General features: G+C 72.4%; 16 protein-coding genes. 8 read left to right on the top strand and 8 right to left on the bottom strand.

The features are described 5' to 3' along the window. Window positions 1-164: 164 nt before the first annotated feature. From HZF07_RS09930 to HZF07_RS09910, 5 genes are all read right to left on the bottom strand, one after another. On the bottom strand, window positions 165-1,907 hold the full coding sequence (locus HZF07_RS09930) for an ABC transporter ATP-binding protein (protein WP_181645010.1): 1,743 nt from the start codon (window positions 1,905-1,907) through the stop codon (window positions 165-167). After that, complete coding sequence (locus tag HZF07_RS09925) at window positions 1,904-3,637, bottom strand: ABC transporter ATP-binding protein (protein ID WP_309504686.1); 1,734 nt, start codon at window positions 3,635-3,637, stop codon at window positions 1,904-1,906. The genes HZF07_RS09930 and HZF07_RS09925 overlap by 4 nt, the downstream gene beginning before the upstream one ends. Window positions 3,638-3,716: 79 nt before the next feature. Further along, complete coding sequence (locus HZF07_RS09920) at window positions 3,717-4,628, bottom strand: hypothetical protein (protein WP_157341303.1); 912 nt, start codon at window positions 4,626-4,628, stop codon at window positions 3,717-3,719. Further along, window positions 4,618-5,082, bottom strand: a complete 465-nt coding sequence (locus HZF07_RS09915) for a DUF6328 family protein (RefSeq protein WP_157341301.1) — start codon at window positions 5,080-5,082, stop codon at window positions 4,618-4,620. Before HZF07_RS09915 ends, HZF07_RS09920 begins: the two co-directional genes overlap by 11 nt. Continuing rightward, entirely contained in the window at window positions 5,079-5,621 is a 543-nt protein-coding gene (locus tag HZF07_RS09910; protein ID WP_157341299.1) for a YbaK/EbsC family protein, read from the bottom strand. Before HZF07_RS09910 ends, HZF07_RS09915 begins: the two co-directional genes overlap by 4 nt. 47 nt (window positions 5,622-5,668) lie before the next feature. Between HZF07_RS09910 and HZF07_RS09905 the strand changes: the two genes are divergently transcribed. Next, a complete protein-coding gene (locus HZF07_RS09905) occupies window positions 5,669-6,211 on the top strand; it encodes a hypothetical protein (RefSeq protein ID WP_157341297.1) in 543 nt (180 codons plus the stop codon). A gap of 72 nt (window positions 6,212-6,283) precedes the next feature. Beyond that, window positions 6,284-7,186 (top strand): glycerophosphodiester phosphodiesterase family protein, encoded by a 903-nt coding sequence (locus HZF07_RS09900; protein WP_157341295.1) that lies wholly within the window; start codon window positions 6,284-6,286, stop codon window positions 7,184-7,186. On the opposite strand, the gene HZF07_RS09895 is transcribed toward HZF07_RS09900, so the two are convergent. The 3 genes from HZF07_RS09895 to HZF07_RS09885 are packed head-to-tail and all read right to left on the bottom strand — an operon-like array spanning window position 7,150 to window position 8,844. Further along, window positions 7,150-7,347: a PspC domain-containing protein gene (locus tag HZF07_RS09895; protein WP_198346375.1), complete on the bottom strand. Its 198-nt coding sequence runs from the start codon at window positions 7,345-7,347 to the stop codon at window positions 7,150-7,152. The two genes, HZF07_RS09900 and HZF07_RS09895, sit on opposite strands and share 37 nt — an antisense overlap. Further along, complete coding sequence (locus HZF07_RS09890; protein ID WP_157341294.1) at window positions 7,340-7,645, bottom strand: hypothetical protein; 306 nt, start codon at window positions 7,643-7,645, stop codon at window positions 7,340-7,342. Before HZF07_RS09890 ends, HZF07_RS09895 begins: the two co-directional genes overlap by 8 nt. After that, window positions 7,642-8,844: a PspC domain-containing protein gene (locus HZF07_RS09885; RefSeq protein ID WP_181645009.1), complete on the bottom strand. Its 1,203-nt coding sequence runs from the start codon at window positions 8,842-8,844 to the stop codon at window positions 7,642-7,644. The genes HZF07_RS09890 and HZF07_RS09885 overlap by 4 nt, the downstream gene beginning before the upstream one ends. A gap of 143 nt (window positions 8,845-8,987) precedes the next feature. Between HZF07_RS09885 and HZF07_RS09880 the strand changes: the two genes are divergently transcribed. From HZF07_RS09880 to HZF07_RS09855, 6 genes are all read left to right on the top strand, one after another. After that, complete coding sequence (locus HZF07_RS09880) at window positions 8,988-10,283, top strand: ATP-binding protein (protein WP_157341290.1); 1,296 nt, start codon at window positions 8,988-8,990, stop codon at window positions 10,281-10,283. Beyond that, window positions 10,276-10,938, top strand: coding sequence for a response regulator (locus HZF07_RS09875; protein ID WP_157341288.1), 663 nt, complete (start codon window positions 10,276-10,278; stop codon window positions 10,936-10,938). Before HZF07_RS09880 ends, HZF07_RS09875 begins: the two co-directional genes overlap by 8 nt. A gap of 19 nt (window positions 10,939-10,957) precedes the next feature. Next, a complete protein-coding gene (locus HZF07_RS09870; protein ID WP_157341286.1) occupies window positions 10,958-11,314 on the top strand; it encodes a hypothetical protein in 357 nt (118 codons plus the stop codon). A gap of 113 nt (window positions 11,315-11,427) precedes the next feature. Next, window positions 11,428-13,605 carry a chemotaxis protein CheA gene (locus tag HZF07_RS09865; protein ID WP_181645008.1) on the top strand — a complete coding sequence of 726 codons (2,178 nt, stop codon included), beginning with the start codon at window positions 11,428-11,430 and terminating at the stop codon, window positions 13,603-13,605. Next, entirely contained in the window at window positions 13,602-14,021 is a 420-nt protein-coding gene (locus HZF07_RS09860; protein WP_181645007.1) for a chemotaxis protein CheW, read from the top strand. Before HZF07_RS09865 ends, HZF07_RS09860 begins: the two co-directional genes overlap by 4 nt. 40 nt (window positions 14,022-14,061) lie before the next feature. Then, the gene (locus HZF07_RS09855) at window positions 14,062-15,630 is read left to right on the top strand and encodes a methyl-accepting chemotaxis protein (protein ID WP_157341284.1); all 1,569 of its coding nucleotides are present in this window, start codon (window positions 14,062-14,064) and stop codon (window positions 15,628-15,630) included. Window positions 15,631-15,634: the final 4 nt, after the last annotated feature.

Here is a 15,634-nt window from a genome sequence, read left to right as displayed (position 1 = left end):
CAACGCCCTGTCCTCCCGGCGGGTGTGGGTCGTCGGTCGCTTGTCGCTTCATCAAGGGATGAGGGTGAAGCCGCGCCTACCTGGCCGGATTCGGCAAGGGAAGCGCAGGTCGAACCTCATCCCTTGATGAAACGACGGGAGCCGGACGACGGGCGCCGCGCGGCTCAGCCCCGTCCGTGCCAGCTGTCCCAGAGCGCGGCGTAGGAGCCTCCGGCGGCGACCAGCTCGTCGTGCGAGCCGAGCTCGGCGATCCGCCCGTCCTCGACGACCGCCACCCGGTCGGCGTCGTGGGCGGAGAAGAGCCGGTGCGCGATCGCGATCACCGTGCGGCCCTCGAGCACGGCTGCGAGCGACCGCTCCAGGTGCCGGGCGGCGCGCGGGTCGATGAGGGAGGTCGCCTCGTCGAGGACCAGCGTGTGCGGATCGGCCAGCACCAGCCGGGCGAGCGCGAGCTGCTGCGCCTGGGCCGCGGTGACCGCCCGGCCGCCGGAGCCCACCTCGGTGTCGAGGCCGTCGTCCAGCGCGTCGACCCAGTCGAGAGCGTCGACGGCGTCGAGCGCCGCCCGGACCTCGTCGTCGGAGGAGCCGGGACGGGCGAGCACGAGGTTCTCGCGCAGCGTGCCGACGAAGACGTGGTGCTCCTGGGTGACCAGCGCGACGTGGCCGCGCAGGTCGTCGAGCGGCAGCTCGACCAGGCCCACCCCGCCGACGGTCACCGAGCCGGTGCGCGGAGGGTGGATGCCGGCCAGCAGCCGGCCCAGCGTCGACTTGCCCGCGCCCGACGGGCCGACCATCGCGATCCGCTCGCCGACGCCGATGTCGAGGTCGACGCCGTGCAGCACGTCGCGGCCCTCGACGTACGAGAAGCGCACGTCCTCGGCCTCGAGGTGCTCGCCGTCGGGCTCGCGGCCGCTCACCTCGCGGTCGTCGGGCACCTGGGCGACGCCGAGCAGCCGCGCGAGCGACGCGGCGCCGAGCTGCAGCTCGTCGAGGATCGAGACGATCCGGTCGACGGGGTCGATGAGCATCTGCACGTAGAGCGTCGCCGTCGTGACGGCGCCCAACGAGACCTCGCCCTGCGTGTAGAGGTAGCCGCCGACGAGCAGCGTGAGCACGGTGGGGATCAGGTAGCTGGTCTCCATGCTCGGGAAGAACACCGTGCGCAGGTAGAGCGTGTAGCGCTCCGCCCGGTACGACGCCGCGATGTCGTCGTCGGACGCGGCGATCCGGCGCGGGCCGAGCCCGAGCGCCTCGACGGTGCGCGCGCCCTCGACGGTCTCGGTGAGCGTCGCGTTGATCTGCGAGTACGTCGCGCTCTCGCGCAGGTAGCCGTCCTTGGCGCGCTTGAGGTACCAGCGCAGCCCGATCACCAGCGGCGGTGCGCCCAGCAGGCACGGGATCGCGACCCACCAGCCGACGCTGAGCGCGGCGACGAAGGTGACCACCGCGGTGATGACCGCGATCGTCCACTCCGGCAGCGCCATCCGCACCGACCAGCCGAGCTGGTCGACGTCGCGACTGGTGCGGGTCAGCAGGTCGCCGGAGCCGGCGTCCTCGACCACGCCCACCGGCAGCGCGAGCGTGTTGTCGACGAAGTCCTCGCGGAGCTCGGCCAGCACCTGCTCGCCGAGGACCTGGCTGAGGTAGCGCGCGAAGCGGGTCAGCACGGTCTGCACGACCAGGAAGCCGGCGAGCAGCGCGACGATCGTGTCGACGTGGTGGGCGGTGGTCCCCTGCTCGACCGACTCGACGAGGCCGCCGAGCAGGCGTGGCGCGGCGAGCCCGGCGAGGGCCGCGGAGACGTGCAGCGCGAGCGCGCCGTAGAGCATCGTCGGGTGCCGGCGGGCGAGCGTGCCGACGTACTTCCGGACGGCGCGGCCGTCGGCGACCGGCAGGTGGGTGTTCACGGGGCCACCTCGCTCACGGCCAGGTCCGGCTCGGACTCCCGGGTCACCACACGGCGGTACGCCGCGCTCGTGGCGAGCAGGTCGCTGTGGGCGCCGGCGGCGACGACCCGGCCGCCGTCGAGGAAGGCGACCGTGTCGGCGGCGTCGAGCATCAGCGGGCTCGACGACGTCACGACCGTCGTGCGGCCGGCGCGGTGGTCGCGCAGCCGCGCGGCGATCCGGGCCTCGGTGTGCGCGTCGACGGCCGACGTCGGCTCCACGAGCACCAGGACCTCGGGGTCGAGGGCGAGCGCGCGAGCCAGCACCAGCCGCTGGCGCTGACCGCCGGAGAAGCTGCGGCCGCGCTCGGCGACCAGCGTGTCGAGCCCCGCGTCGAGCGCATCGAGGATGTCGCCGGCCGACGCGGTCTCCAGCGCGCGGCGCACGTCGCCGCGGCCGGTGAGGTCGAGTCCGTCGCCCAGCCGCCCGGAGAAGAACAGCGAGCCGGTGTCGGAGACGACGATCCGCTCCCGCACCTCGACGGGGTCGAGCGCGGGGAGCGGGACGCCGCCGAGCCGGACGTCGTCGTCGACCTCGGCCGCGGCCATGCCGAGCCGGTCGGCGAGCTCAGCGGAGTCGTCGGGCTGCTCGCTGACGATCGCGGTCAGCAGCCCGGCCCTCACGACCAGTCCGGTGCGGGTGTCGACCAGGTCGGACCCCACGGGGGGCGAGGGCGCCGGGTGCTCCGGGGCGCTCACCTCGGGCTCGAGCTCGAGCACGCGGCAGATGCGCGACGCCGCGACCCGGCCGCGGATGACCTTGTTGGCGTACTCGGTCGCCGTGCGCAGCGGGATCATCAGGAACGCCGAGTAGCCGTAGAACGCCACCAGCTCGCCGGCCGTGATCGTGCCCGCCACGGCGTACCTCGCCCCGATCCAGACGACGACCACGACGAAGAGGCCGGGCAGGAAGACCTGGAGCGCGTCGAGCACGGACTGCAGCCGCGCGACGCGCACGCCGGCCGCGCGGGTGGTCTGCGACTCGCGGCGGTAGCGGTCGGCGAAGACCTGCTCGCCGCCGATGCCCCGCAGCACCCGGAGGCCGCCGACGATGTCGCTGGCGGTGTTGGAGAGCCGGCCCATGAGGTGCCGCTGGTGCGCGCTGCGGCGCTGCAGCGGACCGAGCAGCGGGGCGACGCCGAGCATGAGGAGCGGGACGCCGAGCAGCACGACGAGGCCGAGCGTCACCGACGTCTGCAGCAGGATCGCGGCGACCACGAAGAACGACACGATCGCGCCGGCGAAGCGCGCCGACACGTCCATGACCTGGCCGATGTGGGAGAGGTCGTTGGTGCCGATTGCGACGACCTCGCCGGTCGACACCTTGCGGGGCAGGGTCCCGCCGAGGCGCACGGACTGGCGGGTGACGAGCTGGACGACGCGGTAGGCGGCGATCAGCCAGTTCGTGACCGCGAAGCGGTGTCGCATGATCCCGGCCGCCGCCTGGACGAGGCCGATGCCCAGGAGCACCAGCGCCCACTCCACGAGCCGGGTGCTGTCTTTCGCGGCGACGCCCTGGTCGATCGCCCGGCCGATGACCGCGGGCATCACGGCCTGCGCGCACATCCAGACGATGCCGAAGCACATGCCGCCGGCGAGCGTGCGCCACTGCTGTCCCGCCATCCACCACAGGAACCGACCGGCCGACCCGTGCTCGGCGGTGCCGGGGTCGTCGTGGGGGAGCTGGTGCACCGGGCCACGGTAGGCAGCGAGACCCTTCGTCAGCGAATCGTTTTCGCGGTGACAGGCGTCACGCGCCGTACGCCGGGGCTCAGTCCTCGATCGTCTTCAGCATGCCGCACGAGGTGCGCGCGAAGTCGATGGCGTTCTTGGCGCCCGGGACGCTCATCCGCAGCGTGATCTGGCCGGGCTCGCCGCCCAGGTGCAGCCCGATCTTGAACGCCGTCGCACCGCCGGACTCCGCGAACGCATGCGCGTCGCACCGGGTCGGCTTGAGGGGGAGGTCGATCCGGCTCGGCGCGTCGGTGCCGCGGATCGTCGCGTCAGGGCGCCACACGTCGCTGCCGTCGGGGGAGAGCACGGGCGTGCCGGACACGGTGTCGATGGTGAGGGTCGGTCCCGGCCTGCCCGTCGTGTCGACGACGAGCGTGAGCGTGCCCGGGTCGCCCTCGCCTCCGTCGCTGGGCACGTCGTCGTCCCAGGACAGCGCGGCCACCTCGCCGATTGCGATCTCGAGGCACCGGGCGCCGGTGTAGCGGCCCGCCACGTCGGTCGAGTCCTCGACGCGGATGGTCTTGGTGGTGTCGCCGTAGGTGACCGTCACGGTGCCGCGGCCCTTCGGGTGGCTGCAGGCCGGCTGCTTCGGGAGGTAGAGCGGGTAGCCGCGCTCGGACTGCGACGGGATCGGCCGGAGCCGGGTGCCGGGCAGCGTCCTGCGGAAGCGCGGGTCGGTGTAGACGATCTTCGTCGGCGTGATCTCGGCGGCGGTGTCGTTGTCGATCCAGACCTCCATGCGGCCCGCCGCGGCGTCCCGCGACGACTGCCGCATGTCGGCGCGCAGCTTCCCGGTGGGCGGCGGCTCCTCGGGCACCGGGAGCGGCGTCAGCGTGCGGATCGAGCGCGACGGGCTGGGCGCGGGCGTGGCCGTCGTACCGCCGTCGTCGGAGCAGGCGGTCAGCAGCAGGGCTGTCGCGACGAGAGCGGCGGCGGCGCTACAGCGCACCGTCGTCCAGACGCCGGGGGAGCAGCACCAGCAGCACCAGCAGCACGACCGCGATGCTGCCCGACGCGATCGCGGCCCAGGTGCGGTCCGCGACGACGTCCCAGATCAGCAGCACCATGCCGGTCACGAGCAGGGATATGCAGGCGATCACGCCGTAGACGAGCCGGTGGGCGGACTCGACGACGCGCTCCTTCACGTGCTCGCCCGAGAGGTGGCGGTGGATGGCCACCGGGCCCATGACGAGGGCGGTGGTCAGCGCCGCGAGCAGGACCAGGCCGAGGTAGAGGACGACCTGGAAGTCGTCGAGCTCCTGGAACTTCTGCTGGAAGGGCAGGGTCAGCAGGAACCCGGCCGTCAGCTGGGCGCCCGTCTGCATGACCCGCAGCTCCTGCAGCAGGTCTTCGAACTTCCGGTCGAGGCGCTCCTCGGCCGACTCGTCGCGTCCGTCGTTCATGACGCCAAACCTCCCACCACCTCAGCCCCGGGCAGCGCCGCCGCGAGCGCGCCGGGGATCAACAGCTTCGATCGGCGTACCCCCGAACCGATCACCGCAGTCTCGACGTCGAGCACCCGGCTGTCCACCAGCACCCGCCACGCGTCCGGCAGGCCGACCGGCGTGATGCCGCCGTACTCCATCCCCGACTCCTCGACCGCGCGATCCACCGGCAGGAACGACGCCTTCCGGACGTCAAGGAGCCGGCGGACCACGTTGTTGACGTCGGCGCGGGTGTCGGCCCGCACGAGGCAGGCCGCGACCCGCTCCTCGCCCGCGCGGGCGCCGGCGACGAGCACGCAGTTGGCACCGGTGTCGGCAGGCAGGCCGTAGGCCTCGTTGAGCGCCGCCGTGTCGGCGATGGCGGGGTCGATCTCGAAGACCCCGATCTCCCCCGCGTGCGGCCATCCCTCGAGGGCTCGCCGTACCGGCTCGGCGAGCAGGTCGGGGCGCTCGAGGGCGGGGACGGTCTCGATGCTGCCGAGGCGCGGCGTCGTCATGGCGTCATCTTGGCAACCTTCTGGGCCTTCGCGGCGTATCACCAGGCATGCGCACCTCGCTCGCCGCCGTCGCCGCGGCCGCCCTCACCCTGGCCCTCGCTGCGCCGGCACACGCCGACCGGTACGGCGTCGACGACCCCGTCGACACCTTCCACGGCTCCGACGTCACCGCCCTCACCGTCGTCAACGGCCCGCAGAACCTCACGATCACCACCCAGCACGAGGGGCTGCGGCCCGTCCCGGCCACCGGCTCGCGCGGCACCGTCTTCATCGACACCGACCCGTCCGACCGCGGACCGGAGTTCGTCCTCACGGCGAGCTACACGCGGTCGTTCCGGTTCATGCTGCGGGCCACCGACGGCTTCGACCGCTCGACCTGGGGCGACGCGGTCGAGCAGGGCGACTACGCACTCCACGTCGACTACGACCGCGACCAGGTCCGGGTCCGCATCTCCCAGGCCGCGCTCGGCTCGCCGTCCTCGGTGCGCGTGGCGGTCGGCGTGTCGGGGAAGCGCACCGACGGCACCCGGACCGGCCTCACCGACTGGGTCGGCAAGCCCCGGCAGTTCTCGCTCTGGATCCCGCGCTGAGGACGCCGCACCTTCACCAGCGGTTCACGTCAGCCCCGGAGGCCGGACACCCGGGGCCGGTCTGCTGGAGCCATGACGCGACAGCCGATCGTCATCGCCCACCGCGGAGCGTCGGGCTACCGCCCGGAGCACACGCTGGCCGCCTACCGGCTCGGCATCGCGCTCGGCGCGGACTACGTCGAGCCTGACCTCGTCTCGACCAAGGACGGCGTGCTGGTGGCCCGCCACGAGGCGGACCTGACCCACACGACCGACGTGGCCGAGCACCCCGAGTGGGTGGATCGGCTGACCACGAAGGAGCTCGACGGGGTCCCGGTGACCGGCTGGTTCGTCGAGGACTTCACCGTGGCGGAGCTCAAGACGCTGCGGGTGGTCGAGCGGCTGCGCGAGCTCCGCCCCCAGAACTGTCGCTACGACGGGCTCTACGAGGTCCCGACGTTCGACGAGGTCCTCGGCCTGGTGGCCGCGGAGTCGGAGCGGCTGGGCCGCCCGATCGGTGTCTACCCCGAGACCAAGCACCCGGCGTACTTCGCCGCGCTCGGCCTCGGGCTGGAGGAGCCGCTCGTCGACGCGCTGTCGCGGCACGGGTACGTCGGGCCGGACGCACCGGTGTTCGTCCAGTCCTTCGAGCCCGAGAGTCTCCAGCGGGTCCGGTCACGCACCGCGCTCCCGCTGGTCCAGCTGGTGTCGGCGACCGGCCGCGTCGATCTCGTGACGTCGACCGGCCTGCGCCGCGTCGCGACGTGGGCCGACGCGGTCGGGGTCGACAAGGCCCTGGTGCGCGGCTCGTCCGTGGTGGACGACGCCCACGCGGCCGGGCTCCTGGTCCACGTGTGGACCCTCCGCGGCGGCGTCGAGGAGGCGCTGACCTACCTCGATGCCGGGGTGGACGGCCTGTTCACCGACTACCCCGACACCACCATCGCGGCTCGGCAGGCTCACACCTCCGGCATGAGGATCCATGCGGCGACGTAGGCGAGCGCCGCGGTGCCGACGCTGAAGATCGCGAGGACCACGGTGAGCAGCCGGACGAGCGTGGGGTCGAGGCCGAGGTAGTCGGCCACGCCGGAGCAGACGCCGGCGACCATGCGGTCGTCGCGGCGGCGGACGAGGTTCTTCATGCGGAGGTCATTCATCGGGGGTCTCCTCGGAGGTCTCGGGGGTGTCAGGGGTCGCGACCCAGCCGGTCTGGCGGGTCGTCCACTTGCGGCTGCCGGTGATCGCCAGGGCCAGCAGGCCGCCGAGCCCGGCCAGCACCCACGGGACCGGCAGCAGCCAGCGGACGTCGGACCCGCCCACCACATCGGCCTGGATCAGGGCCCACACGCCGACCATCGCGAGGAACGCGATGCCCATGACGAGGTGGCCGACGTTGACCGGGTGCCGGCCGGACTGCCGTTCCGGGTGGTCTGTCTGCAGGGGCATGGTGCTCACTGGTGGCTCACCTCGATCTCGCCGACGCCCAGCTGGGCGTCGATGGTGATCTCCGGGTCGCCGTCGGACCCGGAGAAGGCGGTGTGGTGGATGTCGATCCCGCCGCGCTCCTCGCCGAAGAGGTCGATGTGGCCGGGGCCGTCGACGTCGGCGGACACGGTGGCGGCGAGGTCCTCGGGCAGGATCACCTCGATCCGGCCGACGCCTCCCTCGATGGAGATGTCGCGACCGTCGAGGGACTCGAGGTCGGTGACCCGCGTCAGGTCGATGACCTGCTCGCCGGCGTCCAGCCAGTAGCGGTCCTTGACGAGACCCGCGAAGGCGGGCCGCTCCCGGACGCGGTCGCCCTCCCACGTGTCGGCGACGGTGGTCCCGGCGAGCACCATCGAGGACACCAGCCCGAGGGCGATGAGGCCACCGGCGCGGCCGAAGAACGCCCCGATCAGCAGCATCAGGCCGCAGGTGCCGACCGCGAGGGCGGGGTACGCCGAGGTCGCGACGTCGGCACCGGCCAGGTCGACGACGCCGAGCACGCCGAGACCGAGGGCGATCAGCGCCAGCGTGAACCAGAAGAGGATCGGGCCGCGCTTGCGCGGGTTGGGAGGCCGCACGTAGGGAGCTGCGGGCGGGTAGTACACCGGAGGCGGGGGCGGCTGCTGCACGAAGGGCTGTTGCGCGGGCGGGTGCGGCGCCACCGGCTGCGCGGTGGGCACGGCGGTGGGCAGGTACGGCTGCGCGGGCGGCGCCTGCATCGGCCGGTCGTTGTTGCGGGTCAGCAGCCAGAGGGCGACCAGTGCGACGATGGCGACCGGCCACGGGAACCAGAAAGCACCCCACGAGTCGCCGATCAGCGCCAGCGCGGCGACCACGCCGACGATGATCAACGCGATCGAGCGGGTGCGCTCGTCGAGGTGGAAGGGCGCGCGCTCGGCGCCGTCCTCGGGGACGAGCAGCCAGCAGGCGCCGTACAGGATGAGCCCGGCGCCGCCGAAGAACACCAGCACCACGAACGCCACCCGCAGGATGAGCGGGTCGACGTCGAGGTGCCGGGCGAGGCCACCCGCGACACCCGCGACCTTGCGGTCGGTGCGGGAGCGCCGGAGCCGGCCGAGGTCGCGGACCTGGTCTCCGGTCACGCGGGGGCCGGGGTCACCGGCAGGGGGAGGCGGCGGCGGTGCTTCTGGCGGGGTCGTGGTCATGCTCCAAGCCTGACGCGCCGACGACCCCCGGACCATCGGGGAGACCCCTGGTCCTGGCCCGGGGTAGCGGCGTCCGGACCAGGGGCGGGCCGGGGTCAGCCCTCATGGTGAGGGGGGCCGCGCTGTGTGACGATTGAGCCACGATGAGCAGCACCAACACCACCGCCGAGACCGCGGTCCCGCTCGGCGGGCGCCGTGCCGCGCGCGACACCCAGGCGCCGATCTTCGGCGGCGTGGCCTCCGGGCTCGCGAAGCACCTCGGCGTGCCCGTCCTGTGGGTGCGCGCCGGCTTCATGCTCACCGCCTGCCTCGGCGGCATGGGCATCCTGATGTACGCCGGGCTGTGGTGGCTGCTGCCGACCGACGCCCACTTCGAGACCGGTGCCCCGGGCATCGAGAGCGCCACCCGGGGTGGCCGCCGACCCGGCCGGATCCGCCGGCTCGGCGACGTCGGCCCCGCCATCGCGCTGGCGGCCCTCGGCCTCGGCGTCGTGCTGCTGCTCGAGGCCGTGCTGGGACGCGGCGCGGTGTTCTGGCCGGTGCTGATCGCGATCGTCGGCGTCGGCCTGCTCTGGCGCCAGGCCGACGAGGCGCAGCGCGAGCGCTGGCTCGACAGCAGCGGCCGGATCGACCCGGTGCGGGTGGTGTTCGGCCACGGGGGCTGGGCGTCCTACGCCCGGGTCGGCGCCGGCGTCGGCCTGATCGTGATCGCGATCGTCATCTGGTCGATCACCTCCGGCTCGCTGTCGGTCGCCCGCGACGTGCTCGCCGCCTCGCTGCTGGCCGTGATCGGGATCGGCATCGTGGTCGGACCGTGGATCTACCGCCTCGCGGCCGACCTGTCCGACGAGCGCGCCGAGCGGGTGCGCACCCAGGAGCGCGCCGACGTCGCCGCGCACCTCCACGACTCCGTGCTCCAGACGCTCGCGCTGATCCAGCGCAACGCCGAGCACCCGGCGACCGTCGCCCGTCTCGCGCGGGCCCAGGAGCGCGACCTGCGGTCCTGGCTCTACGCCGGCGAGTCGACCGACGAGCGCACGGTCGGCAGCGCGCTGCGCGGCGCCGCCGCCCGCGTCGAGGACGAGTACGGCGTGAGCGTCGACGTCGTCACGGTCGGTGACTGCGACATGGACGAGCTGCTGCGGCCGGTCGTCAACGCGACCGGTGAGGCGGTCACCAACGCGGCCAAGCACGCCGGCACCGGCAAGGTCGACGTCTACGCCGAGGTCAGCGACGGCGCGGTCGACGTCTTCGTCCGCGACCGCGGCCGCGGGTTCGACCCGGCGACGATCGACGCCGACCGCTACGGCGTACGACACAGCATCGTGGACCGGATGGTCCGGCACGGGGGCACGGGCGAGGTCCGCTCGGCGCCGGGGGAGGGCACCGAGGTCCGGCTGCACCTGCCCCGACCTCGACAGGAGGAGAACCATGGCTGAGCCGAAGACCGTCTCCATCGTCATCGTCGACGACCACGCGATGTTCCGGCGCGGCGTGCGCGCCGAGCTCGAGGCCGCGGGTCGGGGGGTCATCAGGATCCTGGCCGAGGCGGCCGACGTCGACGAGGCGGTCGCGGCGATCACCGCGCACCGGCCCGACGTCGTGCTGCTCGACGTCCACCTGCCCGGTGGCGGTGGCGCCGAGGTGATGCGGCGGGCCGCCACCGCCTCGCCCGACACCCGCTACCTCGCGCTCAGCGTCTCCGACGCCGCCGAGGACGTCATCGGGACGATCCGCGGCGGCGCCCGCGGCTACGTCACCAAGACGATCACGGGGCCCGAGCTCGTGCAGGCGATCGACCGGGTCTCCGACGGCGACGCCGTCTTCTCGCCGCGGCTCGCGGGGTTCGTCCTCGACGCCTTCTCCGGCTCGATCGAGGTGGCCGCGGTCGACGAGGACCTCGACCGGCTCACCGAGCGGGAGCGCGAGGTGATGCGGCTGATCGCGCGCGGCTACGCCTACAAGGAGGTCGCGAAGGAGCTGTTCATCTCCATCAAGACCGTCGAGACCCACATGTCGAGCGTGCTGCGCAAGCTCCAGCTCTCCTCGCGTCACGAGCTGACCCGGTGGGCCTCGGACCGCCGACTCCTCTAGACCTCCCTAGACTCGCGGCATGGATCTCCTCCGGCACCTCCTGCTCGTCCTCCACCTGCTGGGGTTCGGCGCCCTCCTGGGCGGCCTCCTGGTCCAGGCCCGGGACCCCGAGAAGCGGGTCAACGCGCTGATGCGGGACGGCGCCGGCACGGCGTTCGTCGCGGGCCTCGCGCTCGTCGGGGTCCTCCAGGCGGACGACGTCCCGGTCGACAACGCGAAGATCGCGGTCAAGTCGCTGATCGGCCTGGTGATCCTGGTGCTGGTGATGGCGAACCTCCGCAAGGAGAGGATCGCCGACGGCCTGTGGGCGCTGCTGCTCCTGCTGACCGTCGCCAACGTCTGCGTCGCGGTCTTCTGGAGCTCCGTGCACGGCTGACCCCGCTCCACCGGCATGGCCCGGAGTGAACGAAGTCACGGTCTTCACTCAGGTCGTTCTCGTCCGGGCCGATATGCCCGTCGTACGCCACAGAACGACGAGAGGCAACGCCGGTGGATGAGATCGACGAGATCGTCCAGGAGTTCCTCGTGGAGAGCCACGAGAACCTGGATCAGCTCGACCGCGACCTGGTCGCGCTCGAGCGCGAGCCCGACTCCCGTGACCTGCTCGGCAGCATCTTCCGGACCATCCACACGATCAAGGGCACCAGCGGCTTCCTCGCCTTCGGCAAGCTCGAAGCGGTGACCCACGTGGGCGAGAACCTGCTCGCCCGGCTCCGCGACGGCAAGATGTCGATGAGCCCGCAGACGACCGACGTGCTGCTCGCCATGGTCGACACCGTCCGCGACCTGCTGTCCGTCATCGAGCGCTCCGGCACCGAGGGTGACCTGGACGTGAGCAGCATCGTCGCTCAGATCACCGACGTCCTGGAGGGCCGCGAGCCCGCACCGGCTCCGGTCGCGGAGGCGGCCCCCGTGGCCGAGGCCGCGCCCGTGGTCGAGCAGGCCGACCCGGCCGTCGAACACGAGGACACCACCACCCGGCGTACCGTCGCGGACTCCTCCGTCCGTGTCGACGTCGAGCTGCTCGACACCCTGATGCGCCTGGTCGGGGAGCTCGTGCTCACCCGCAACCAGATCGTCCGCCAGGCCGGCGAGGCCGAGGACGTCGAGATGATCCGCTCCTCGCAGCGCCTCAACCTGATCGCGACCGAGCTGCAGGAGGGGGTCATGAAGACCCGCATGCAGCCCATCGACAACCTCTGGTCCAAGTTCCCGCGCGTCGTGCGCGACCTCGGCGCCAGCTGCGGCAAGCAGGTGACGCTCAACCAGGTCGGCAAGGAGACCGAGCTCGACCGCTCGCTGCTCGAGGCCGTCAAGGACCCGCTCACGCACCTCGTGCGCAACGCCGTCGACCACGGTCTGGAGAGCCCGGAGGACCGCCGGGTCGCCGGCAAGCCGGGCGAGGGCACGGTCACCCTGCGCGCCTACCACCAGGGCGGCCAGGTGGTCGTCGAGGTGAGTGACGACGGCGCCGGGATCGACTCCGACAAGATCGCCGCGAAGGCGCTCGAGCGTGGCATCCGCACCCAGGCCCAGATCGCCCAGATGTCGCCTGCCGACATCCTCCAGCTGATCTTCGTCCCCGGCTTCTCGACCGCCGCCGCGGTCACCAACGTCTCCGGCCGCGGTGTCGGCATGGACGTGGTCCGCACCAACATCGAGGGCATCGGCGGCACGATCGAGGTCGAGTCCGTCGTCGGGCGGGGCACCACCTGCCGGCTGCGGATCCCGCTCACGCTGGCGATCGTCCCGGCCCTCACCGTCGAGTGCGCGGGCGACCGCTACGCCATCCCGCAGGTCAGCCTGCTCGAGCTCGTGTCGCTCGACGCGGACCGGGCCAGCAACGCCATCGAGGACCTCAACGGCGCCCTCGTCTACCGCCTGCGCGGGGCCCTGCTGCCGCTCGTCCACCTCTCCGACGTCCTCGGCGTCGAGTCCGACCGCTCCGACGGCCACGTGCTGATCGCGGTGCTCCAGGCGGACGGCAAGCGGTTCGGCCTGGTGATCGACCGCGTGCTCAGCACCGAGGAGATCGTCGTCAAGCCGCTCGGCTCGCAGCTGAAGGCGCTCGGCACCTACTCGGGCGCCACGATCCTCGGCGACGGCCGCGTCGCGCTGATCCTCGACGTCCAGGCGCTGGCGCGCCGGGTCCTCAACACCGACGGTGTCGAGCAGACCGATGGCGACGAGAGCGACGCGAGCGCTGCGGTCACCGAGCACCTGCGGATGCTGGTCGCCGGCATCGGCGGCGAGCGCCGGGTGGCGATCCCGCTGTCGTCGGTCACGCGGCTCGAGAACCTGACCGAGTCGGTCGTCGAGCGGATCGGCAACCGCGAGGTCATCCAGTACCGCGGCGGCATCCTGCCGGTCGTGCGCCTCGACAACTACCTGGGGTCGTACAGCGAGCGCGAGAGCGACGAGCTCGTCGTGGTCGTCTACTCGGTCGGTGACCGCAGTGCCGCGATCGTCGTGGAGGAGATCGTCGACATCATCGACGAGGAGACCGAGTTCCACGGCGACGTCGCCGACCACGGCGTGCTCGGCTCGACGCTGGTCCGGGACCGGATCGTCGAGGTGCTCGACGTGCGTGCCGCGATCCTCTCGGCCGACCCGTCCTTCTACACCGCGTCCGACCGGCTCGACGCTCAGCTCCAGGAGACGATGTGAGCACCCGACTGGTGACCTTCACCCTCGACGGGCGCCTGTACGGCGTCGACGTCAACGCCGTGCAGGAAGTGCTGCGCGGGCAGCCCCAGACCCGGATCCCGTTGGCTCCGGACAGCGTCTCCGGTCTCATCAACCTGCGTGGCCAGGTGCTGAGCGCGATCGAGCTGCGTGCGCAGCTCGGTCTGCCGGACCGCGCGGAGGACCACGAGCACATGCTGGTCGTCGTCCGGGTCGGCGGCGAGCCGATCGCGCTGCTCGTCGACTCGATCGGCGCCGTCATCGACGTCGACGACGCGCAGTTCGAGCAGCCGCCGGACACGCTCGCCGGCCCCTCGCGGGAGCTGCTCATCGGTGCCTACAAGCTCGATGACCGCCTGCTGCTGGCCCTCGACGTCGACCGCGCCGTCGCGGCCTGACCTCGCCCATCCGACCGACGAAATCCTCTGGGGGGAACCAATGAAGAGCACGTTCACCTGGACCGTGGGACGCCGCCTCGCGGCCGTCGCCGGCATCGGGGCCGTCAGCGCGGCCGTTGTCGCTGGTGTCGCCCTGTGGGGCTTCAACAGTCTGGATCACCAGGCCGACCAGATCGAGAGGTACGAGGATGCGCGGGCCATCATGCGCACCCTCGACACCCGCTCGAGCGAGCTCAAGGTCGACGGGCTCAAGGCGGTCGCCTACACCGACAACTCGACCATCCCGCAGGACGTCGTCGACGACTCCGCGACCGTGGCCGAGCTGATCGGTGAGCTCAAGGCCCTCGACCTCCCGATCGCCAGCGGGCACGAGCAGGAGTTCGAGGCCGCGTGGACCGGCTACGAGCAGGCCATCGCCGACTTCGTGGACGCGGCCGTCGCGGACCAGGAGGCCGCGCGGGCGGACGTCGAGTCGGTCCAGACGGCGAACGACGCGATGGACGAGATGCTCTCCGGCGCCGTCGAGAGCATCGAGGCCGAGACCGACGCCATCCAGAAGGACGCCGACGGTGACCGGGCCCGGTCGTTGCTGCTCATGGTGCTCGCGCTCGGGCTCGGCCTGGTCGCGCTCGGAGCCCTCGCGTGGCTGATCACCCGCTCGATCACCCGTCCGCTCCAGCGCTCGGTCGCCGTCCTGACCGGGTTCGCCGGTGGCGACCTGTCGCAGCGGGTCGAGGAGAGCTCGACCGCCGAGCTCGGTGACCTCGAGCAGGCTCTCAACACGTCGATCGAGTCGGTGTCGGCGATCGTGACCGCCGTCTCGTCCTCGTCCGAGGCCGTTGCCGCGGCCTCGGAGGAGCTGTCGGCGTCCTCGCAGCAGATCGCTGCGGGTGCCGAGGAGACCGCCGTCCAAGCCGGTGTCGTCGCCGGTGCGGCGGACGAGGTCTCGCGCAACGTGCAGACCGTCGCGGCGGGTGCGGAGCAGATGGGGGCGTCGATCCGCGAGATCGCCGCGTCGGCCAACGACGCCGCCCGCGTCGCCTCGGAGGCCGTCGGCATCGTGGAGACGACCAACGTCTCGGTCGCCAAGCTGGGCGCGTCGAGCCAGGAGATCGGCAACGTGGTCAAGGTGATCACCTCGATCGCAGGCCAGACCAACCTGCTGGCCCTCAACGCGACCATCGAGGCTGCGCGTGCCGGGGAGGCGGGCAAGGGCTTCGCGGTCGTGGCCAACGAGGTCAAGGAGCTCGCGCAGGAGACCGCGCGGGCCACCGAGGACATCGCGCGTCGTGTGGAGGCCATCCAGGCCGACACCACCGGCGCGGTCGAGGCGATCGAGCAGATCTCCACGATCATCGGCTCGATCAACGACTACCAGCTGACGATCGCCTCGGCGGTGGAGGAGCAGACCGCGACGACCAACGAGATGTCGCGCAACGTCGCCGAGGCCTCGACCGGTTCGGGCGAGATCGCCGCCAACATCAACGGTGTCGCGACCGCCGCCGACACCACCACGCAGGCGGTCAACCAGACCCGTGCTGCCATCGACGAGCTCGCTCAGATGGCCGCGACCCTGCGCACCGAGATCGCGCGCTTCCAGCGCGCCTGACGCC

The organism is Nocardioides agri (genome assembly GCF_013778305.1).
GTDB classification, from domain to species: Bacteria; Actinomycetota; Actinomycetes; order Propionibacteriales; family Nocardioidaceae; genus Nocardioides; species Nocardioides agri.
The sequence above is the reverse complement of the archived record's forward strand: the minus strand, read 5'-3'. Positions and strand labels throughout refer to the sequence as shown.